General features: G+C 68.6%; 20 protein-coding genes. 18 read left to right on the top strand and 2 right to left on the bottom strand.

The features are described from left to right. The first annotated feature begins 30 nt into the window (after nt 1-30). On the top strand, nt 31-492 hold the full coding sequence (locus QSK36_RS17655; RefSeq protein WP_285783164.1) for a GntR family transcriptional regulator: 462 nt from the start codon (nt 31-33) through the stop codon (nt 490-492). 206 nt (nt 493-698) lie between these two features. Here QSK36_RS17655 and QSK36_RS17650 read toward each other — a convergent pair whose 3' ends face one another. Together QSK36_RS17650 and QSK36_RS17645 are read right to left on the bottom strand one after the other, a co-directional pair. Further along, nucleotides 699-1,265 (bottom strand): GNAT family N-acetyltransferase, encoded by a 567-nt coding sequence (locus tag QSK36_RS17650; RefSeq protein WP_183545228.1) that lies wholly within the window; start codon nt 1,263-1,265, stop codon nt 699-701. Between the two features lie 15 nt (nt 1,266-1,280). Then, nucleotides 1,281-2,600 carry a helix-turn-helix domain-containing protein gene (locus QSK36_RS17645; RefSeq protein ID WP_183545226.1) on the bottom strand — a complete coding sequence of 440 codons (1,320 nt, stop codon included), beginning with the start codon at nt 2,598-2,600 and terminating at the stop codon, nt 1,281-1,283. Nucleotides 2,601-2,796: 196 nt separating this feature from the next. On the opposite strand from QSK36_RS17645, the gene QSK36_RS17640 reads away from it, so the two are divergent. The 17 genes from QSK36_RS17640 to QSK36_RS17560 all read left to right on the top strand — a co-directional run bounded on the left by QSK36_RS17640 (nt 2,797) and on the right by QSK36_RS17560 (nt 21,839). After that, nucleotides 2,797-3,153: a hypothetical protein gene (locus QSK36_RS17640; RefSeq protein ID WP_285783163.1), complete on the top strand. Its 357-nt coding sequence runs from the start codon at nt 2,797-2,799 to the stop codon at nt 3,151-3,153. A gap of 562 nt (nt 3,154-3,715) precedes the next feature. Further along, complete coding sequence (locus QSK36_RS17635) at nt 3,716-4,531, top strand: SAM-dependent methyltransferase (RefSeq protein WP_285783162.1); 816 nt, start codon at nt 3,716-3,718, stop codon at nt 4,529-4,531. 174 nt (nt 4,532-4,705) lie between these two features. After that, complete coding sequence (locus tag QSK36_RS17630; RefSeq protein ID WP_183545222.1) at nt 4,706-4,921, top strand: FxLD family lanthipeptide; 216 nt, start codon at nt 4,706-4,708, stop codon at nt 4,919-4,921. Between the two features lie 77 nt (nt 4,922-4,998). Next, nucleotides 4,999-8,091 carry a lantibiotic dehydratase gene (locus tag QSK36_RS17625; protein WP_285783161.1) on the top strand — a complete coding sequence of 1,031 codons (3,093 nt, stop codon included), beginning with the start codon at nt 4,999-5,001 and terminating at the stop codon, nt 8,089-8,091. After that, a complete protein-coding gene (locus tag QSK36_RS17620) occupies nt 8,088-9,362 on the top strand; it encodes a lanthionine synthetase C family protein (protein WP_285783160.1) in 1,275 nt (424 codons plus the stop codon). Before QSK36_RS17625 ends, QSK36_RS17620 begins: the two co-directional genes overlap by 4 nt. Before the next feature lie 14 nt (nt 9,363-9,376). Next, nucleotides 9,377-11,425: a methyltransferase, FxLD system gene (gene fxlM / locus QSK36_RS17615; protein WP_285783159.1), complete on the top strand. Its 2,049-nt coding sequence runs from the start codon at nt 9,377-9,379 to the stop codon at nt 11,423-11,425. A 7-nt stretch (nt 11,426-11,432) separates the two neighbouring features. Continuing rightward, on the top strand, nt 11,433-12,539 hold the full coding sequence (locus tag QSK36_RS17610) for a hypothetical protein (RefSeq protein WP_285783158.1): 1,107 nt from the start codon (nt 11,433-11,435) through the stop codon (nt 12,537-12,539). 667 nt (nt 12,540-13,206) lie between these two features. Continuing rightward, nucleotides 13,207-13,350 (top strand): hypothetical protein, encoded by a 144-nt coding sequence (locus QSK36_RS17605; RefSeq protein WP_285783157.1) that lies wholly within the window; start codon nt 13,207-13,209, stop codon nt 13,348-13,350. Nucleotides 13,351-13,361: 11 nt separating this feature from the next. Beyond that, entirely contained in the window at nt 13,362-14,324 is a 963-nt protein-coding gene (locus QSK36_RS17600; protein ID WP_285783156.1) for a thiopeptide-type bacteriocin biosynthesis protein, read from the top strand. Nucleotides 14,325-14,369: 45 nt separating this feature from the next. After that, the gene (locus QSK36_RS17595) at nt 14,370-15,593 is read left to right on the top strand and encodes an ATP-binding protein (protein WP_285783155.1); all 1,224 of its coding nucleotides are present in this window, start codon (nt 14,370-14,372) and stop codon (nt 15,591-15,593) included. Nucleotide 15,594: 1 nt separating this feature from the next. Beyond that, complete coding sequence (locus QSK36_RS17590) at nt 15,595-16,002, top strand: roadblock/LC7 domain-containing protein (protein WP_285783154.1); 408 nt, start codon at nt 15,595-15,597, stop codon at nt 16,000-16,002. Beyond that, entirely contained in the window at nt 15,999-16,358 is a 360-nt protein-coding gene (locus tag QSK36_RS17585) for a DUF742 domain-containing protein (protein ID WP_285783153.1), read from the top strand. The genes QSK36_RS17590 and QSK36_RS17585 overlap by 4 nt, the downstream gene beginning before the upstream one ends. Beyond that, on the top strand, nt 16,336-16,941 hold the full coding sequence (locus QSK36_RS17580; protein WP_285783152.1) for a GTP-binding protein: 606 nt from the start codon (nt 16,336-16,338) through the stop codon (nt 16,939-16,941). The genes QSK36_RS17585 and QSK36_RS17580 overlap by 23 nt, the downstream gene beginning before the upstream one ends. Then, on the top strand, nt 16,938-18,209 hold the full coding sequence (locus QSK36_RS17575) for a cytochrome P450 (RefSeq protein WP_285783151.1): 1,272 nt from the start codon (nt 16,938-16,940) through the stop codon (nt 18,207-18,209). The genes QSK36_RS17580 and QSK36_RS17575 overlap by 4 nt, the downstream gene beginning before the upstream one ends. A gap of 29 nt (nt 18,210-18,238) precedes the next feature. Beyond that, nucleotides 18,239-19,501: a cytochrome P450 family protein gene (locus QSK36_RS17570; protein WP_285783150.1), complete on the top strand. Its 1,263-nt coding sequence runs from the start codon at nt 18,239-18,241 to the stop codon at nt 19,499-19,501. Between the two features lie 143 nt (nt 19,502-19,644). Beyond that, nucleotides 19,645-21,198 carry a Rossmann-fold NAD(P)-binding domain-containing protein gene (locus QSK36_RS17565; protein ID WP_285783149.1) on the top strand — a complete coding sequence of 518 codons (1,554 nt, stop codon included), beginning with the start codon at nt 19,645-19,647 and terminating at the stop codon, nt 21,196-21,198. Further along, nucleotides 21,198-21,839 carry a hypothetical protein gene (locus tag QSK36_RS17560; RefSeq protein ID WP_183545209.1) on the top strand — a complete coding sequence of 214 codons (642 nt, stop codon included), beginning with the start codon at nt 21,198-21,200 and terminating at the stop codon, nt 21,837-21,839. The genes QSK36_RS17565 and QSK36_RS17560 overlap by 1 nt, the downstream gene beginning before the upstream one ends. Nucleotides 21,840-21,844 lie beyond the last annotated feature (5 nt).

Raw genomic sequence — 21,844 nt, 5'->3', positions numbered from 1 at the left:
GGCATGGTGGCCTTGTGACACTCGCTTGTTGTGGTGATCGATCCGTCCGGCGACCGGGCACTCTACAAGCAGCTCGCGGACGTGCTGCGTGACCTCATTGTCCGACGTACCTACAAGCCGGGTCAGATGCTCCCGTCCGAGACACAGCTCATGCAGCAGTACGGCGTCGGCCGCGACACCGTCCGCTCAGCGATCGCCATCCTCCGCAGTGAAGGACTCGTCATCTCCAAGCCGCGGGAAGGCACTGTCGTGGCCGGCGGTGAGCCCATGACCGAGTACGTCGTCCCGCCGGGTGCCCGGGTCCGGGGTCGCCCCGCCACCGCTGCCGAAGCCCGGAAGCTCGGCATCCCGGAGGGCCAGCCCGTCATGCTCTTCGTGGTCGACCCCGGCCCCCGCAAGCACCAGAAGCTCCTCCGGGCCGACCAGACTGAACTGGTCTTTCCCTCCGAGGACGGCGACGACCCCGCCGCCGTAGAGTCGGTAGATCCCTGACCCTGCCACGCCTGAAGATCACCTCGGCGCCGCTGCAGCACGAACAGGATCTCTTTGTGCGTGAGGCCGGCCTCAGCGTGCGGGTAAGCCATCCGCGCAGCCTCGCATCATGCTGCGACCCCTGCGTGGTGGGACGTCAGCGGATTGGCTGTAGGGAACCGCAAGGTCCTGGTAGAGCGGGGGAAGGTTCCCTCCCGAGCCCAGCTTCACTCTGAGAGGGCCCGCCTCATCTGTCGGGTTAGGTCCAGGACCATCACGTCCATCTTCGGGGCGTCCGCGGCGCCCTGACACGTCCCGACGATCTCCCATCCCCACCTTAGGTAGAGGGCGTGCGCGGGCGCCTCCGGATGCGCGGTCAGCATCGCGTACGGCTCCGGCCGACGTGAGAGGACCTCGTTCAGCAGCTGGTGACCGTGGCCCTGCCTCCGGTACTCCGGGAGCAGAACCAGTTCAATCACAGCCATCTTGGTGCTGTGCAGCACCTGTGCGGGCGGTGGGGACACCTTACCCGCCCACCAGCGGCCAGCCGGGAACGTGAGGCCGAACGAGAATCCAGCCACGTCCCCAGTGGAAGCGACCGCGGTTACCAGCTCGAACCCATACGCCCCGGCTTGAACGCGGGTGCGGTCCATGAAGCGCGCGGGGGAGAACAGTGGACTCTGGTGGTACGGCGGCTCGGCATAAGCGAGCGCGTACACCGCGGCGTAGACCTCGGCGTGGTCGCCGGTCAGTGCGGCCTCGGCGGCGTCGCCGAGGGCGTGCACGAACTTCACCAGGGGCCTTCCGGGTCAGACGACGGGGGACAGGGCAAGCAGTTGCCGGTACTCCAACACCGGCGGCCGGTGTGCCTCAGCCAGGGGAACCGTACGAAGAACGTCGTTGGCCGTCTCCCTCACGAACATCGTGTGTTGCTCGGGCGGGAGGGCGCGCAGTACCGACCGGGCGTGGCTGATGCCGTCCTCGGTGTGCCCCTCCCGTATGGCGACGACGGCGCGGTGCAGTTCCACCTGTGTGATCGCCCGCGCCGCCCAGGTCGGGTAGGCGCCGATCGCCTCGTCGGCCGCCGCTGACGCCGCACGCGCATGCCCGATCCGAGCTAGCACGTATGACCTGGTATGCAGGAACCGGGTGTGCGGCCATCCGAACGCCGTCTCCCGGTCCTCCAAGACCGCGTCAGGCAGCCGGTCGACCAGCCGCTCTAGCTCCTGGAGCTCAGTGAGCGCCTTCCCGGCGTGTCCGGCAACGGCAGCGGCTTGGGCGCGCATCGCCAGCCCTTCAGCGGCGCCGGCACACGCGCGGCCACGTGCGAGCTGGAGAGCGTCGTCTGCGCGTTGCAGCACGACCACGTGCGGCCGCCCCGCATACAACGCCTGTGTCGCTTCCCATCCTCGGGCGGCGGCCTGCAGGTCTATGTCCCCGGCCGAATCGGCGGCGCGACGGGCGGCCTGCCACCAATGGCGGGCCTCCCTCGGCTGCAGACAGTAGCCCAGGCAGCGAGCCATGAGGAACGCCATGCCCGCCTGAACGCGCGCCCAAGCCTTCGAGTCGCCAACCGGGCGGCGGTTAATGGCCTGTTGCAGGGCGGCCGCGTCGAGCGCAAGGTCGGCCAGGACAGCTTGCGGGGGCTGCCGGATCACCATGTGGCCGTACTCCCAGACGGTCTCCTGCCAGTCGCTGAGCTGGTCACCGCCGAGGCTGGCCGACACAGAGTGGCGGACCTGCTCGATAGCGTGCATTGGCAGGGCCCCTGCAACGCCCATAGCGGCAGCGACGAGCAGAGTCCGGCGCGTGAGGTCCATGTCGTCAGCATCATGCGGCGCAGCAGGTTTTGGCGAGTCGCTCCGCGGGGAGTTGGCCATCGCCTCCGGGTGTAACGCCACTAGACGCCCGCGCGCCTGTAGGACATCATCCATGCGTTGCACGAGTTCAAGGGACGGCCGCCGGTCCTCTGCCGCACGTTCGTAGCGGCCGATCAGCGACCCTTCCACCAAGACCTTCTTGCCAAGGCTGGTTTGTGTCTCATCTCGCAGCTCACGCCAGTGCCGAATGTAGGCACCGAGCCGATGCCAGGGCGACAGTGACGGATCGAGATCAGCGGGGGCGGGCATAGGCACCTCCTGGCGTTGACTCACTGTGCGTGCCGTTGGACAGGTTGGTCACTTCGTTTGTCCAACCTGAAACTCTTGGCTCCCCCGAGACCTATAGGGACTATTACACGAGCACCCTCACTTTGCACTTCCCAGCCGCTCACTGTCACCATTGACGTGGCGTATTTTCCACGAAACGCCTGTTCAGGAGACTGATATGCCGCAGTTGATGGCCACGAGGCCACCAGGCCGCCAAGCAGCCCCCGATGGAAGGGTCGACCCGCATCTGGCCGCCGCCCGTCAGATGCAGGAGCACCTGGACCGCACCCACCGCATCGGCGGCGGCACGATCACCTCGAATGGGGGCGCCGCCGTACTTCGCCTCTTCGACCTGACGGTCGGATTCTGGGGCGGCAAGATCATCTGGACAACAGGTAAGCGTGGCGGCGACGGCCGACCGGAAAAGGAAGTGTGTGAGCTGCACGAGGTCGAGAATGCGGCCGCCCTGGTCGCCGCGCGCTATCAGGAGCTGATCGGGCGCATCGGGCCGGACCTGCCCTTGCGGATGGGCTGACCATGCTCGGACGACCGTCCCCCCTCGCGGACCTACCCCTCGGCTCGAACGCCTCCGGCTTGATCTGGACAGTTCCGCCGGCGCACCTACCAACATCTGCGGTGTACCACCGGCGCGGCCTAGACGGCGCCGACCAGGAATGGACAATCCAGGTCCAGCGGTGGCTCGCCACACAAACGTGGATCGTAGGCGGCGAGGTCCGGCGGCAGCACCACACGCGCCTGATCGGCCACCGCGTGGACGTGTGGTTCGCGCAGCAGGACGCACAGCTTATCCATCAGGGGTGGGCGCCAGCGCTTCCTCAGGTGGCGGTGACTGGCCCGGACGGCCCGCAACAGACGGCTCGGCGATGCGGTTGAGCGCTCCCGCCAGCGGCGGCGGGGTGGTCTCCGACTCCCGCAGCGTCGAGCACACCTAGCCCGGCCCGGAGCGGCCAAGGCGCGGACGCTTCCGGGCCGGGCCTCGGAGACCTCTCGGGATGCGCAGGGAGGAGGACGTGTGAGGGACAGAGAGACGAACCATGCGCAGAGATCACATTCCACCTAGTGGCTATGAGGTACCGATGGATGCTGGCACCCTCGCACATTCTGAGATGAGGGCCCGCGAGCTGGCAGAACTGTTGAAAACGCCGAACGTCGCTCGCATGTATGACTACTTCCTGGGCGGAAAGGAGAACTTCGAGGTTGATCGCGAGTGTGCAGAAGCGCTGATTGCGCGGGTGCCCCAAACGCGGGAGATCGCGCGGGCCAACCGTGCGTTCCTCGGCCGCGCGGTGCGGTTCCTGGGCAGTGAGGCGGGAATAGATCAGTTCCTCGACATTGGAGCGGGACTGCCGACGCAGAACAACGTCCACGAGGTCGCCCAAAGGCTCAACCCGTCCGCGCGCGTCGTCTATGTCGACAATGACGAAATAGTGCTGACGCATGCTCGTGCGATCTTGGCTACAGACAAGCGCACCAGGGTGATCGTTGGGGATGTGCGCCAGCCCGATGGCATCCTGACCCATTCGGACATGTGCACACTGCTGGACTTGTCCCAGCCGATCGCGGTGCTGCTGGTGGCGGTGCTGCATTTCATCCCCGACCACGAAGATCCGTACGGTGCGATACGCAGGCTGGTCGAGGCGATGGCTCCGGGCTCGTACCTGGTGATCTCTCATGTGGAACTTCGCCCCCATTTGGAGCGAGGAGCCAAAGAGTACGAGCGCGCTAACGCTCCGGCCGTGCTCCGCTCGGTGAAAGAGATCGCTCGGTTTTTCGAGGGGCTGGACCTGGTGCCCCCGGGACTGGTGAATGTGCGGCGGTGGCGGCCAGATCTTGACGTGCTGGACCACGACCCTGACTTGCCATTCTTCGGCGGGGTCGGGGTGAAGCGGTGAGCGTGCGGACCGAGGAGTTCGCTCACGAAGCGCTGGCCGCCTACGCAATGGCTCCGTCCGCGGCGTAGCCGACCGGACGGCGGTGGCGGGCTCCGACCCCCGGTTGCCCGACCACGAGCACGACCCCGGACCGGCGCGGCCCGGGGAGTGACGGTCCTTACAAGGAGGACACGAATGTCCATCAACCGCCTCGGCTCGATTCAGGGCCACCCCACCGGTGCCCCCACGCAGAGCTACTCCAACGGCGCCCCCACGCAGGGCCCGGCCTCCCGCAGCCCGTTCACCCTCGACGTCAGGGTGGTCGAGGCCGCCGACCCGGCCGGACTCGTCAACGTGACCGACGACGGCTGCGGCAGCACCTGCGGCGCCTGCGTGACTGGCGCCGCCTGACCCACTCCGCTCCACGTTCCGGCCGGCGTCCCACCGCGGGGGGCGCCGGCCCCCCCTTCGCTCTCCAGGAGGTGCATGTGCCCGCTTCCGCCTTCCGGGCCAGCCCTGTGGGCCTGCTCCGCGCTGTCGCGAACGCCACCCTTGATGTTCCGCCATGGCCGGACCTGACCGGCCCCGCTGAGGAGCATGTACAGGAGTGGGCCCGGTGGCTGAGCCAGGTCTGGGCGGTCCCAGCGGTCGCGGAGGCCCTGGAGCATGCCGCCCCGGCGCTCGCCGAACAGGTCCACGCCGTTCTCGTGTCCGGCAACCCAGCGCCTGCCACCACACGCAGGTGCGTCCTGGCTGTGGCCCGCTACCTGCTCCGCATGACCGGCCGTGCCACACCGCTCGGCCTGCTCGCCGGCGTCGCACCTGCGGCCGTGGCCGCCGCGAACGTGGGGATGTGGTGGGGGAGCGACCACCGCGCCGTCGCCGCCGCCGGAGCTGACTGGCTCGCCGCCGTCATCGCCCGCCTGGAAAACTCCCGTGCGCTGCTGCTGCGGCTGCCCGTTGTTGCGAACACCACAGCGGTGGTGCGAGGGGATCGCCTGATCGTCCCCTACCAGCTGCTCGGCGGCCCCACCGACGAGGCCATGGACTTGTCCGTGCGGCACACCACGGCTGTCGCTGCCGCCGTCGACGCCGCTCGGGCACCGATCCAACTCGAGGACCTCGCCGCGAAGCTGTGCGTCGACTTCCCGAACACCGAGCCGTCCACGGTCACCGACATGCTCATCGAGCTCGTCACCCGCCGGGTGCTGGTGACGAGCTTGCACGCCCCTTCAACTGAGCCGGACGCCCTCGGCTACCTCATGCGGCAGCTACACGTGGCCAGCGCTCACCGCATCGATGACGTCGCCGACCTCGTCGCTGGCTTGGCCGTCGTTCACGAGCTGCTGCAGACGCATAACCAGTTGCCCGCCGGGAAGGCCCACCAGGTGCGGGACGACGTCGCCGCTCGCATGCGGGCCATCGCCTCGACGTCACGGCATCCGGTAGCGGTCGACCTGCGGCTGGACGCCGCTGTGACTGTCCCGCCGGACGTGGCTGCTGAGGTGGAGCGGGCGGCACTTGTCCTGACTCGACTCAGTGCCTACCCGTACGGCACACCCCAGTGGCGGGCCTACCATCAGCGGTTTTATGAGCGGTACGGCATCGGTTCGATGGTGCCGGTGACGGATGTCGTGGCCGACAGCGGCATCGGTTGGCCCGATGGCTACCCCGGCACGGTGACGGAGGAGCCACGCTCCCCGATGTCGCACCGTGACGAGGTCCTCCTCACCTTGGCGCAGCGGGCCGCCCTGGACGGCGCTAACGAGGTCATCCTAAACGAGGACCTGATCGCATCTCTGGAGCTTGGGCCTCAGGAGCCGCGGGTGCCGCCGCATTTGGAGGTCGGCATCCGCGTGTACGCCACCGGCGTTGACGCGTTGCGGACGGGCCGGTTCCGGGTGGAGATCACGTCGGTGTCCCGCGGCGCGGGCACGCTCATCGGCCGGTTCCTGCCTGTCCTTGACCAGCAGTCCCGGGCAGACCTTGTGGCTGCGCTCGCCGGTATGCCCAGCGGAGACGCCGACACGGTGTCCGCGCAGCTGTCGTTTCCGCCGCTGGACCCAGCCACCGGGCACGTCACCCGCACTGTGCAGGTTCACCCCACCGTGGTGAGCCTGGCCGAGCATCACACCCCCGGATGGCACGTCCTCACCCCTGACGACCTCGCCGTGGCGTGCGACGGCCGCCGCATGGTCCTGGCCGCTCCCGCGCATGGCGTCCGCGTCCACGCGACCAGCATGCACGCCCTGTCTGCCCGCACTCACACACCGCCGCTTGCTCGTCTCCTGACGGAGTTACCGCGCGCCCAGTACGCGCAGGTCACCACGTTCCGTTGGGGTGCCGCCGAACGGCTGCCGTACCTTCCCCGCGTTCGGTACGGTCGGGTCATCCTTGCCCCGGCTCGGTGGCGAATCAACGCCGGCGACCTCCCCGGCCCTACGGACAAATGGGCGGCCTGGAACACCGCCTGGCAGCAGTTGGCGTCCCGTCGGCGGGTGCCGCACCTGGTTCACCTGGTGCAGGGCGACCAAAGGCTTCCGCTCGACCTGAACCAGGACGGGCACCGGGTGCTGCTCCGCACGCACCTGAACCGCCACCGGTACGCGGTCCTCGCGGAGGCCCCCGCACCGGACGACATCGCCTGGTGCGGCGGGCGGGCGCATGAGGTCATCATCCCACTGGCGGCGGCGACGCCTGCGCCGTGGCCTCGCCTGCCGAAACCGACCCGGGCCCGAGTCTTGCACCCCGGACATGGCGACACCCCAGCCGCGTCCCCCGTTCTCCTCGCCGCGCTGTACGGCGAACTGCCGCGGCAAGACGCCATCCTCGCCGAGCACCTTCCGGGCCTCCTCGCCCGCCTTGGGAACCCGATGTGGTGGTTCGTCCGCTACCGCGACCCCGACCAGCACCTGCGGCTCCGCATCGCACTTCCCACCGCGGACGCGTTCTGCGACACCGCCCGCACAGTCAGCGCGTGGGCGGACGAGCTACGCCGCATCGGACTGCTGCGTCACCTCACCTACGCGACGTCGTACGCGGAGCCAGGCCGGTGGGGTGACGGCCCCGCCTTGGCCGCCGCCGAGCAGGTGTTCGCCGCCGACTCCCGCGCGGTTCTGGCCCAGCTGCGTCAGGAGAACCGCCCGGCCCGGCAGGCGCTCGTCGCCGCGCACACGGTGGCGATCGCCGCAGCGTTCACCGGCAGCACCGCAGCGGGAATGCGGTGGCTGGCCGGCCACATTCCCGCGACCGCGCCGACGCGGGTGCCGCGCCCGCTGTTCACCCGCGCCGTCGTCCTCGCCATCCCGGACTACGACTGGGCAGTCCTGCGGTCCACCCAAGGCGGGGACGCGATCGCACAGCCGTGGGCGGACCGCGACCGGGCCATTGCCGAATACCGCACCCACCTGCCCGGCCCACACACCGAAGGAATCAACCCAGACGACGTCCTCGCGTCGTTGCTGCACGTCCACTACGTCCGCGCCCACGCGATCGACTTCCCCGCCGAGGCCGAATGCATGTACCTCGCCCGGGCGGCCGCCCTTGCCTGGCTGAACTCCACCATGGGAGGCACCCGGTGACCACTGTGCTGGGCGACGCTCATGAGTTGGCCATCGCGGTTGCGAACAAGCTCACCTACCCCGCCGCGGCGGAGCTGCCGACGGGGGAGTCGTGGTGGGCGCAGTCTCTCGCGCGCGGCGTCCCGGGCGTGGCGCTGCTGCACATCGAACTTGCCGCGGCAGCGCTCACGCCGTGGCGGCGCGCTCACGACTGGCTCACCTACGCCACCACGGCACCGATTACCGGCGGAATGAGCAGCCACTTGTACTACGGCCTGCCGGCCATCGCCCACGCCGTGGCGTGCGCGGCCGACCGGCTGCCGGGCTCGTACTCCACGACGCTGCAGGTCCTTGACCGGGAGATCAGCCGCGACACCGTCCGCCGCGTACAGGTCGCCACTGACCGCATGAGTGCCAAGGAACTTCCCACCCTGTCGGAGTTCGATGTGATCCGTGGCCTGTCCGGCGTCGGCGCATATCTGCTGCGGTGGAACCCCGACAGCCTGGCCCTGCAGAGCGTCCTGTCGTACCTGGTGCGGCTCACCGAACCTGTGATCGTGGACGGCGACACGCTGCCGGGGTGGTGGACCCTGACGGGGCCGTCCGGCCGCCCTGACGCGGCGTTTCCCGGCGGACACGGCAACAACGGCATGGCGCACGGCATCGGCGGCCCGCTCGCGCTGCTGGCCCTTGCCGCGCTGCGCGGCATCACCGTGAACGGCCACACCGAGGCGATCACCCGCGTGCTGGCGTGGCTTGACCACTGGTCGACGAACACGGGAACTGGCGCGGCCTGGCCGTACTACATCACCCGCCCTGAGCTACACGCCGACCAGGTGACGCAGCCGTCCCGCCCGGTGCGGCCGTCGTGGTGCTACGGCACCGCCGGGCTGGCCCGCGCCCAGCAGCTCGCCGCCCTCGCCACCGGCGACCACCAGCGCCGCCACCTGGTCGAGGACGCCCTTGTCGGGGCGCTCACCGATTCCGCGCAGACCAGCGCCGCAACGGACTTGTCTTTGTGCCACGGCCACGCCGGGTTCGCCCACGTTGCTCTTCGCGCCGCAGCAGACGCCACCCACGACAACGGCGTACGACTTCGTGAGGCCGCGCTGCAGCTGCTGGGCACCGTCCACCCGCCCGGCACCTTCCCGGTAGTGACCGCCACCCGGCTCCTCAACGCATCAGGTCCGGCGCTGCTTGAAGGTTCTGCCGGGATCGCCCTCACCGCTGCGTCAGCTGCCACAGCTGCCGGCCCCGCCACCTGGTGGGACGCCTGCCTGCTCATCGCCTGAAGGGAACCACCGTAATGGACTGGCGTCAGTGCACCATCGAGTTCCCCGACGCGGCGGCTGCCTACCAGGTCGCGGCCGCCGAGGTGCTGCCCGCCCTCACCGCAGCGCAGAACGACGGCGTCCTGCAGACGTGGTGGTTCATTCGGAAACAGGGGCGGTGGCGGCTCCGGTACGCCCTCACCAGCGCCAGCGGAGACACCGGCATCATCGGGGACGTCCTCGACCACCTCGCCACCACGGGACGCATCGTCGGCTGGATGCCTGGCATCTACGAGCCCGAAACTCACGTCTTCGGCGGCCCGCATGGCATGGACGCCGCACATCAGCTGTTCCACGCCGACAGCCGCGACCTCCTCACCCACGTTGACCACGTCGGCGTCCGGGAAACGAGCATCCTGCTGTGCGGGGTGCTGATGCGCGCCGCCGGGCTCGACTGGTACGAGCAAGGCGACGTGTGGGCCAAGGTCGCCGAACTTCGTCCACTTGACCCCGTGACGCCGCCGTGGGCGCCCGAACATGACCGCGAGCTGCAGGCGGCAATGCGGCGCCTTCTCACTGCGGACGCGCGGACCCTTCCGACGATCCCCACCAGGTGGTCGGCCGCGTTCGAAGACGCCGGTCAGGCCCTCGCCGGACTCAACCGCGAGGGGCGGCTGACGCGGGGCCTCCGCGCCGTCCTTGCCCACCATGTGATTTTTCACGCGAACCGAGCGAACGTTCCGGTTGGCGACCAGGCAGCGATCGCCACCCTGGCCGCCCGCACCGTGCTTCACCCCTCGGAGAATGATGTTTTCCCAGCTCAGAGCACATCTTCGATCACTAAGGTTCCCCTTATGACACACACAGATGATCAGCCCGACAGCACTCCGGAAGAGCTGCGGAATGCGCTCACCGACCGTCTCCTCGACGCCGGCACGATCCGCACCCCCAGCGTCGAGGCCGCGTTCCGCACCGTGCCACGACACCTGTTCGTCCCCAGCACCGCCTTACACACGGCGTACGGCGACGACCCGATCTACACCAAGCACGACGGATCGGGGGCGTCGCTCAGCGCCGCGTCCCAGCCCACGATCGTCGCCATGATGCTCGAACAGCTCGGAGCGAACCCCGGGGACCGCGTTCTCGAGGCCGGGGCAGGCACCGGCTACAACGCTGCACTCCTGGCCACGATCGTCGGCCCCGACGGTCACGTCACAACAATCGACGTGGACGACGACCTCGTGACCAGCGCCCGAGAGCACCTGGCCGCCGCCGACGTCAGCAACGTCACCGTGATCCTCAGCGACGGCGCGCTCGGCCACCTCGATGGGGCGCCGTACGACCGGATCATCGCCACGGTCGGCGCGTGGGAAGTCCCGCCCGCGTGGCTGAACCAGCTCGCCCCCGGCGGCCGCCTCGTCGTGCCGCTGCGGCTGCGTGGCGTCGCGTCCCGTTCGATTGTGTTCGAACGAGGCGACAACGGATGGCACAGCGTCAACAGCCAGCTCGCCACGTTCATGCCGCTACGCGGCGTCGGCGACGACGCCCGCCGCACAGTCGCCCTCACCCCGGAACACGACGTCACCCTGCAGGTTCACAAGGACAACCACGTCGACCCGGGCGAGCTCGCTGGCGTGCTCGACACTCCGCCCGTCACCGAATGGACCGGCGTCGCGTTCCCGCCAATGGTGTCGTTCGAGTGGATGGACCTGTGGCTGTGCCTCCGCCTGGACAACCCGCTCATGCGGATGAACATCGGCGCAGCACCGGAGGACCACGGCCAGGTTCACGCCATGTTCCCGTGGGGATCCATGGCCACGACCCGAGGCGCAGACCTGGCCTACCTGACGATCCGTCCGAACGATAAGGGCGATACCCGCATGTACGAGGTCGGCGTCATCGGCCACGGCCCCGACGGCCGCGACCTCGCCGAGCGTGTCGCGACGGAAATCCGCACCTGGGACTGGTTCCGCGGCTGCACCGTGCGGTTCTCCCTGCCGGACACCCCGCCTGCGCCGAACCCCGACAAGGGGCAGTTCGTCCTCGACCGGCCCACACACCCAATCCTCATCACCTGGGAGTAACACCCTCATGGAACGCACGCAGGCGTTCGCGTGGTTTCCCCTCGTTGCCCGGCCACGCCCAGCCTGCGCCCCCCTCGAAGCCCGCGTGAGCACTCTCTGCGACCTGGCCCGCACTGCCGACCGTGACAACGACACGTCCACGGCGTCGACGGTGTTCAACCAGGCCGCTCTGCTGGCCAGCGACCTCGACCTGCCCACCTTGGCCCGCGAGTGGTGCCACCGGCACGCAACGCTGTACCTGCGCGGCTGCCCCCTGCCGGGGACGGCCGCCCGGCACGCCCTCGAACCGCTCGTGAACCTCGCCCGGCTGCAGATCCGCGCCGGCAGCGGTAACTCAGCGTTCCACCTGCTGAACGGCCTGTACGAGGCGCTGAAAGTCCGCACGGACACCGTCATTGACGGCCTCCCTATGCCCTTCTCCACCCTCGCTCGGACCGCGGACGACCACCAGGACGTCCTCCAGTGGCTGTGGAGGGTTCTCCTAGCGGACGGCACTCGCGCCCTGACCAGCGCGGGCCGCTGGTGTGACGCCCTCGTCCACCTCCGCTCCCGCAACGGTGTCGGCGACCGCATGCTCGACGGCCGCCAGGTCGCCGTCATCGCCAACGCCATCGCGGGCGACACCGCCGCAGCCTGCGCACTGCTGGCCACCACCGCAGCGGGGGAGCCATGGGAAAATGCGGTCACCGCCTGCCTGGCAGCTCTGTGCCAACCTGGTGACAACCGTGCGGCGAGCGAGATGCTGGACCGCTACCGGCGGCTCGACCACGCCGCCTCCGGCCTTGTCGTGTTCCGTACGCGGCTCGGTCTGTCGGTGGTGGAGGCTATCGGAGGAGCGCGCAGCGCGGAAGGACGAGCGGTGGCCACGACCGTGATCATCCGCGCAGTCGCGTCCGACGACGGTTACGCCGCCCGGGACGTGCTCACGCATCCGGCATGCTCGGGCATGTTGCAAAACGACCAGACGCTTGCGCTGAGCACGACGGTTCGGGCAAGCGGGCTCGGCCTGCAGCGGCTGCCGGAGCAGCTCGGCGCGGACCTGGCGGCGGCGCTGTCTCGAAGCGAGTTGGTGATCACCCGCATGGTTCCCTCGTCGTCGACGTCAGGAAGTTGACCGCACTGGTGTTGCCTCCCGTGTTGTTGTCCTCGCGGTGCTGGTCCTGGTCGTCGTCGCGCGACCCGGGGCCACAGCCCGGCTGAATGATGAGCGTGCTATGGCCACAGGCGCGTCACGTAACTGCATGCGGAAGTTTGCCACCTGGTTCGGCTCGACCGCAGGCGCTGGCTCCAACGTGTGGGCGGTTGGACAGGTTGGTCATTTCGTCTGTCCAACCGGGTGGTCTTGGCATGCTCGAGATTCACCATGACGATGTCTTTGACGCTTTGCACCCTTAACCGCTTACAGTCAGGATTTTCTATGTCTACTGCGTTTCCCTTGTGGCTACCAGGCAACCAGGGAACAGCCGGGATCGGCAGGTCGGTCCCATCTGGCCGCTGCCCACCAGGTGGCGGCGCACCTGGGCCAGAAGCACCGGATCCGTGGCGCGCAGATCGAAACCGAATGGCAGGGCCTCCACGTTGCGCCTCAGCGATCTCACCGTCTTTCAGTGACGCCGCAAGATCACATCGTGCCGGCGCGAGCAGGATCGCCGGTTACTGACGGGCGAGGTCGAGTTGCATGTGAATCGAGAGGCGGCCTCTCGGCTCGCAGAGCGCTACCGAGAGCTGCATGGGGCACAGTGGGCCGTTCTCTCAGCGGATCGGCTGATCATGCAGCAGGGATGACCAGCCCTGACCAGCCTCCGACCAACTCCTACTTCCCACGAGGTATCGGGCTCGCCCCAATGGCGCGGCTGGGAGCGCCGTCACTGCGGAGGGCCTCCACCCCTGTTCTGGACGTCCACCTGCTCACCGACTGCAACTAGGGATAACGATTGTGGACTGGTATCAGTGCAACGTTCAGTTCACCCACCCGGCAGCCGCCACTGTGACGGCGGCCGCCGAGCTGCTCCCCGCGTTGACCGCCGCCCAAGACAGCGGAGTCTTGCACTGCTGGTGGTTCATCCGAGAGAAGGAACAGTGGAGGCTTCGATACGCCGCCGCAGGCGGCGAAGCATCCGTAGTCGATGATCTGCTTGACACGCTGGCCGCCGACGGCCGGATCGTGAGCTGGGCACCCGACATCTATGAACCCGAGACGCTCAAGTTCGGCGGTGAACAGGGGATAGCTGTCGCCCACGAGCTGTTCCACCAGGACAGCCGCTATCTCCTCGCCCAACCTGACCGGCAGCTGTTCGGCCTGCGGGAGACCAGCGTCCTGCTGTACTCCGTGCTGATCCGCGCCGCTGGGCTCGGTTGGGACGAGCAGCGTGAGGTGTGGGTCAAGGTCTCCGAGCATCGTCCCTCAGATCCTGCCCACCCCTTGTGGCCGCCAGAGTGGGAACCCGGACTGCGGGGGGCGATGCGGCGCCTGCTCGCATCCGATGCCCGCGTCTGCCCGTCAATCCCGGTTGGGTGGGCGGCAGCGTTTGAGACAGCGGGGCGGTCCCTTGCTGACCTCGCCCAGCGTAGGCAGCTTCAGGGTGACCTCCGTGAGGTCCTCGCTCACCATTGGTTGTTCCACGCCAACCGGGCGGGCCTGCCCGTCGGCGACCAGGCAGCAACCTCCGCCCTCGCCGTTAGCACCTTGTGCAGCCCCACCGCTGATGGTGTTTTCCCCGGTGAAAGCCACACTCCGATGCCTGGTCCCCCCATCAAGCTCACCGACGACGCGCCCACCCCGTCTGAGGAACTGCGCGCCGCGCCCACCGACCGCCTCCTCCAACTGGGGACGAGTCGCCGCTCCGCGAGGAGCTTGGTGCGAACGCGATTGCGGCCTTGGAGCAGAGCGAGACGGTGATCTCCCACCTCTCCCACTATCTCTTCACAAATTAGGAGCTTGCTGATGCCACGTCCGCCAGCCGTACTGGCGCTGGCCTGCGCGTGCGCTGTTCTCATCGCTGCGCTGGTCCTGGTCGTCATCTTCGCGATGCGGCAGGCCCGCGCCGCATCGCGGCTACGTCAGGACCACGCGGTCGCCACAGCCGCATTACGTAACTGGGACGCGGAGGTTCGCCACCTCATTCGGCACCGCCTGCCTGCGCTGGTGGAGTCCGCACGACACCCCGGCGTGCACATCCCGAAACCGCTGAACGAGCAGGTGGCGCAGTCGACGTTCGGCCGGCTCCTGGACGATGTCATGGCCGTCGTCGGCCAGGGCGTGGCCACCGTGGCGGCCCTCGCCGAGCAGTCCACGCAAGGCGCCCTCCTGGCGTCCACGCGCATCCTGCAGGGCCTCGCGATTGAGCAGCAGGTCGCTCTCACGGACCTGCAGGCGCGGCCCGACGTCACCCCCGACGTACTCGACGGCCTGTTCCGCATCGACCAGTTGAACTCCCAAATCAGCCGCCGACTTCAGGCCATCGGCGTCGTCTGCGGCGGCTGGTCGGGCCGTCAACGAGACGACGCCCCCCTTGAGGACGTCATCCGCTCCGCCATGGGCCGCATCCGTGACTACCTTCGCATCACAACGATCCGCGTGCCCGAAATTGCCGTCATCGGGCGAGTCGTTGAGCCGCTGGCCTTGGCGTTAGCCGAGCTGCTCGACAACGCCGCACGTCACTCGCCACCGACGAGCAACGTCCAGGTGCATACCGAGCACGGACACAACGGCATCGCCGTCGTAATCGACGATGGCGGCATCGGCATGACCAGCGAGGAACTGCGCCATGCGATTGACGTGGTGTCCGGCCGGATCCCTGCGAACGTGACCCGGCTCGGCGACCCTCCCGCGTTCGGTCTCGTGACCGTTGGCACCCTCGCCCAACGGTACGGATTCCCGGTGTCGCTGCAGCCGGGCCCGTACGGCGGCGTACGGGCCGTGGTGTTCGTGCCGGCGGAGCTTCTGACTACCGTCCAACCCGACATTCCGGCCGCGATTCACGCCCCAGCTGGCACATCACCGCAAGGGCTGCTGCCGCAACGGCGACGCCGCCGCCCCATCACCACCGCCGTTTCCGGCCCGGCCGCGGTCGACGAGCACGACCCCGCAGCCGCGGCCGCGTCCATCGCTGCGTTCCACCGAGGCACCACATCCCCTGTCCACGCCGACCAGCCCCGGAGTTCCTGACATGACCACCGTGCGCCCCTCCCACCGCCCGTCCCCCGACGGCTGGATGCTGGCCGACATCCTGCGGATCCCCGGCACCCGGTACGCACTGCTCATCTCAGCGGACGGACTGCTCCAAACGCACGCCGGTGACATCACCCCCGACGAAGCCGAACCGGAAGCGGCCGCGGCCACGGGGCTGCAGTCGCTGAGCCGGAACATCACCAAGGACAGCTCGTGGAATCACACGCTGATCGGATACGCCGACCAGCACAAGATCATCATGGGTGCAGGACAGGGATCCATCCTGTACGTCACCGCCGACAAGACCGCCGAGCTCGACGTGGTCGCGCACCGGATGAGCGAGGTTGTCAAGCGCATGGGAACGCAGCTCGCCAGCGCACCACGCCACGCGAGCGACCCCGTATGAGACGAATCCCCCGAGACAACACCGGCTTGGTGCGTCCGTACGTCGTCACGCACGGCCGTGTCCACCCAAGCCGGCACGTGCTCGACCTGGCAACGCTTGTGGTGTCCGTACCTGATCCACCGCCTGCGGACCTGGCCCGTGAACAGCGGCGCGTCCTGATGCTGTGCCGCGGCGGCGCCCTGTCCATCGCCGAGATTTCCGCCTACCTGTCCCTGCCGCCGAGCGTCACCAGGGTCGTGGTCGCTGACCTCATCGACACCGGCCACATCATCACCCGCACACCGGCGGCCCAGGCGCACGCCCCGAGCCTTGAGCTGCTGCAGGAGGTGCTGGATGGACTCCGCGCCCTGGCCTGACCACGCCGACTATGTCGCCCCCACCGTGCGAACGGCTGTGAAACTGCTCATCTCCGGGCCGTTCGCAGTTGGGAAAACGACCCTAGTCGGGTCCGTGTCAGAAATTGCACCACTTCGCACCGAAGAGGTGATGACGGAAGCCAGCATCACCGTGGACGACCTGGCTGACGTCCCCAGCAAGGACACCACCACTGTCGCCATGGACTTCGGACGCATCACCCTCGGCAACGGTCGCGTGGTGCTGTACCTGTTCGGCGCCCCCGGCCAGGACCGCTTTCACCCCCTGTGGCGGGACCTCGCCTACGGCGCGCTTGGCGCGCTCGTCCTGATCGACCCACGCCGCATCGACCGATCATTCGACACCCTCAACATGGTCGAAGAACACAACCTGCCGTACGCCGTCGCCTGCAACAACTTCGACGGAGCCCCCGCGATCCCCGACGACCAGCTCCGCGCAGCGCTCGACCTCGACACCGACACACCCCTGGTGACGTGCGACGCCCGCGAACGGGCCTCGTCGATGAACGCGCTCATCGCCCTCGTTCACCACCTGCACTCCCGCACCAGCAAGGAGCACGTGTGACCCTCAACGACTGGACTCCACCCCCCGGCTGCCCAGCCCATCACGCCCCCGGACCGGTGCAGCTTTACGGCGCCGACTACGCCGCCGATCCGCACGCCGTCTACGCCCGGCTGCGTCAGTACGGCCCGGCCGCGCCGGTCGAACTCGCGCCCGGTGTCCACGCCGTCCTCGTCACGAGCTACCGCGCCGCGTTAGACGTGCTGCGGAACTCGCACCTGTTCAGTAAAGATTCCCGCCGATGGCGCGCACTGTCCGACGGCCAAATCCCCGCCGATCACCCGCTGATCCCGATGATGGGCTGGAGGCCAAACTGCTTGTTCTCCGACGGGTCCGAGCATTACCGCCTCCGTCAGGCGATCACCGACAGCCTCGACCGCGTGAACCCGCACGTCCTCCGCGAGGTCGTCCACCACAGCGCCGACCGCCTCATCACAGTGTTCGCCGGCGACGGTCACGCCGACCTGATCTCCCAGTACGCCTCCGGCCTTCCGCTGCTCGTCCTCAACTCGCTGTTCGGCCTCGACGACCGCTACAGCGACCGCCTGATCACCGCCATTGCCGCACTGTTCGACAGCGGAGACAACGCCACCGACGGAGACTCCGAGTTCCTCCGCTACGTGCAGGACCTCATCACAATCAAACGCACCACCCCAGGCCCCGACATCACCTCGTGGCTGATGTCTCACCCCGCCGGCCTCGCTGACGAGGAAGTCCTTCACACCTGCATCCTCATCATCGCCGCAGGCACCGAACCGGTGACACACCTCATCGGAAACACCCTCCGGCTACTGCTATGTGACCAGAGGTTTGCCGGGAACCTCTTCCGGGGCACCCTGCCGATCAGCGCCGCCCTGGACGAAGTCCTGTGGGAGCAGCCGCCCATGCAGAACTATGCCGTGCACTACCCCCTGTACGACGTCGACATGTTCGGCATTCATGTCGCTGCGGGACACCCGGTTGTCATTGGGTTCGCTGCCGCTAACACCGACCCCGACGTTCACGGGGGCGCAAGGACACGCATAGGCAACAACGCGCACCTGGCATGGAGCGCCGGCCCTCACAGCTGCCCCGCCCGCCGCCCCGCCCGCACGATCGCCTCCGCGGCCATCGAACGCCTCCTCGACCACCTGCCTGACATCACCCTGTCCGTGCCCGCCGAACAGCTCACTTGGCGGCCAGGGCCGTTCCACAGGGCCCTGAACGGCCTTCCCGTCCGATTCACCCCCACCATGAGCGCCACCACATCCCGACGCGTCACCACCTCCTAACCCCTCCGCCCCGACACGGAAGGAAGCGCATGGACCACCCCTCCAGCACCGTCCCCGGAGCCGACTGCCCAATCCGCCTTGACCCCACCGGCGTCGATCTCCACGCCGAGGCCGCCCACCTCCGCCAGACCGGGCCGGTCACCGCCGTGGAACTTCCCGGCGGCATCGTCGCATGGGCGGTCACCGACCACGCCACCCTTCGCGATGTCCTGGCCGACTCCCGCGTCTCCAAAGACCCCCGCCAGCACTGGCCCGCGTTCATCAACGGGGAAATCACCCCGGACTGGCCGCTGTACCTGTGGGTGGCCGTCACCAACATGTTCACCGCCCACGGCGAGCAGCACCGGCGGCTCCGCACGCTGATCGCCCCAGCGTTCACCCACCGCCGCACCCAGGCGATGCGGCCCCAGGTGGAGCGAATCACGGCCGACCTGCTCACCCACCTAGCCGACACCGCCCCCGGGCAGGTGGTCGACCTGCGGGAGGAGTTCGCCTACCAGCTGCCCATGCGCGTGATCGGCCACCTGTTCGGCCTGCCTGACGACCACCGGGACGACCTGCGCCGCGTGGTCGACAGCGTCTTCAACACGACCGCCGACGCCGACGAGGTCCGCAGCACGCAGCGCGACGTGCAAGCCACCTTGACCGCTCTGATCGCCGCGAAACGTGACGAGCCCGGCGACGACATGACCAGCGTCCTCATCGCGGCACGTGATGAGGACGGCTCCCGCCTGTCGGAGGCCGAGCTGGTCGACACGCTCCTGCTGATGGTTGCGGCCGGGCACGAGACCACCGTCAACCTCATCGACAACGCCGTCACCGCCATGCTGACCCACCCGGACCAGCTCGCGCTCGTCCGGCAAGGCAGCGCCTCCTGGGACGACGTCATTGACGAAACGCTGCGGTGGCAGGCGCCTGTCGCGCATGTCCCGCTGCGGTACGCCATCGAGGACATCACGATCGGTGGCACCACGATCCGCGTGGGGGAGCCCATCCTCGCGTCCTACGCCGCCGCCGGGCGCGACCCCGCCCAGCACGGCGCGGACGCCGACCGGTTCGACATCACCCGCTCCACCCGCCGTGACCACCTCGCGTTCGGCCACGGCGCCCACTACTGCCTCGGCGCGCCCCTCGCCCGGCTCGAAGCGGGCATCGCGCTCCCCGCGCTCTTCGCTCGCTTCCCTGACATCACGCTCGCTGTCCCTGCGGAGGAGCTGCGCCCGCTGGCGTCGTTCATCGCCAACGGCCACGCCAAGCTCCCGATCACCCTTCAGCCCTCCCCAGCGCACTAACCCTCCCGGAAGTCCGGCTGGGGCCCTGGTCACGCTGCTGAACTACGGCCCGTTCATCTCCTGGAGCGGGCGGGCCCTCGCCCGCACGACCTGCATACAGCAACGTGCTCCAGCACGGGCGCGCTGCTACACGACGATCCCCGGTGAATGTGGAAGGGCATGAGGTGAAGACTGCAACGGATGGTGCGGGGCAGCGTTGTGTGCTGTCCCGGCCGGTGAGGGCGACGACGGTGGAGTTCCGCGGGGAGCCCGCGGACGTGCCGATCATGTGCGACACGGTCCTGGCCGAGATCTGCAAGGTGGTCGACATCGCCGAAGCCGGCGGTGATGCAGCCGGGCTGCGGCTCCGGACCGGCGGCGGCGCGATGATCCGGGTGGTGGCCGGTGTCCCCGCAGCGGCAAAAGCAGCCCCTACGGCGACGCATACCCTCACCCTCGTTCTCGAAGATGCGGGTGCCCTGGCACCGGACCAGGCCGCTGCGGTGCTGGATGCGGTGCGGCGGCTGCCGTTTACTCCGGTGGAGATGGACGCCCTACGGCGGCAGATGCCCCTCACCGGAGAGCTGCCCCTGTTCCTCCCTGCGAACTGCCTCGCCTCGGTGGCGCCCGTGTTGACGGTGCATCACATGACCGACTTTCTGATCATGGTGGAGACGGTCCGCGCCCTTGGCGTGCCAGCGCAGGCGATCACCGTGCTGGACAAGGGGTACCGGTACCAGCACACCCACCGCGTTGACGCGCACCTAGCCGCCCAGGGAGTGCGGGTGTGGCCGTGGACCCGCACCGCTGACGCGCTGGCAGATCACGCGCAGCGGGCGGCCGCCATGGGCCGGTCCGGGCTGCTTATAGACGACGGCGGCTACACGCTGCCGGTGCTGCTCACCGAACGCTCCGACCTGCTGCCCGCTTACATCGGGCTCGTGGAGCAGACCATCTCTGGCATCACAAAACTTGAAAACTGGCAGCGCCGGTTGCCTGTGCCGGTGTTCTCTGTCGCCGAGTCGGCGCTGAAGGCGGCGGTGGAGTCGTACGGCATCGCCGACGCCGCGATACGAAACGTGCTGCGGCTGTTGCCGGACGAGAAGATGGAAGGCCAGCCCGCCCTCGTGGTCGGGTTCGGCCGGATAGGCGAGCAACTTGCCGAGGTCCTGCGGCAGCGGCGGATGCGCGTGGCGGTTTACGACCGGCGCCTGGTGCGGCTCATCGCGGCGCACGAACGCGGATTCCTCACTGGCAGGTGCCTGACCACGCTGCTCCGCGACCACCACCCTTTCCTCATTGTGGGCAGCACCGGCCGGACCAGCCTGCGAGGGGAGCATGCGGGCGCGCTCACCCGGGACTGCTACCTGGTGTCTACCACCAGCAGAGATCGCGAGTTCGCCGTCGCCGAGCTCGCTGGCGAAGCCACCCGGGTGGAAGACGCTGGCGTGCTCGGGACCCGCCTGCATCTACCTTCCGGCGCAGTGGCCACGCTGGTAGCGGATGGGATGCCGGTGAACTTCCACCACGCTGAGTCATTGCCGAACTCCTACGCCGACCTCATCCTCGCCTCCCTGATCGTGGGTGCCGCCACCCTGGCCACGCCGGGGCACAGCTTCCAGCCTGGCCACAACCTGGCAGAAACGGACACGGTTTTGGAAGGGTGCGGGCTCCTCGAGCGGTACTACGCCCGGTTCGGCCCTGGGAACGGCGCCTGATGACCACCATAACTAGGGGAGAGGAGCGGTTGTTCACCGCTTCCGACATGCACGCCATGTACGGGCCCGGCGTGGTCAGCGTGAGCTGGCACCGCCGCCGTGTCTGGTGCGAGATACGCGACCCAAGGGCGGCCATGCGGGTGGCACTGCAGATGGCCACGCGGCCCTGGGTAGACGCCGTCACCGTCCTCCCCCCGAACGCCAGCGTGTCGGAGGGTGGGCTGGCGCTCGCGTTCGGGGAACACCTCCACCAGGTGCGCAAGCGGCGCAACCTGCACGGAGCGTGGGTGACCAGCCCCTGCCGCCCACCCCTCCCCAGGTCGCGCCTATGTCGGCTGCCGCACCTGGTCACCGTCGAAGGCCCGGACGGCGAGTGGTGCGACACGGTGGTGTGGGAGGTCATGACTGCCGACCAGTTCACCGAATGGCTCGGCCGCCCACCCGATGAACTGGTGCGGCGGCTGGAGGAGTGGCTGCCGGGGCTGCTGCGCCTACGGGCCGCGGCGCGGGAGGGACATCTGCCGGACAGCCGCCCCCATCACATGCTGCGGGGGCTGCTGGCCGCCCGGTACCTATCGATCCGGCTCGTTCTCGAGCACCCGCACCTTTTCTCGACCCTGCTCAAGAACAAGGAGATGTGACCCCT

It is taken from the genome of Microbispora sp. NBRC 16548, assembly GCF_030268985.1.
In the GTDB taxonomy this organism is placed as follows: domain Bacteria; phylum Actinomycetota; class Actinomycetes; order Streptosporangiales; family Streptosporangiaceae; genus Microbispora; species Microbispora catharanthi.
The sequence above is the reverse complement of the archived record's forward strand: the minus strand, read 5'-3'. Positions and strand labels throughout refer to the sequence as shown.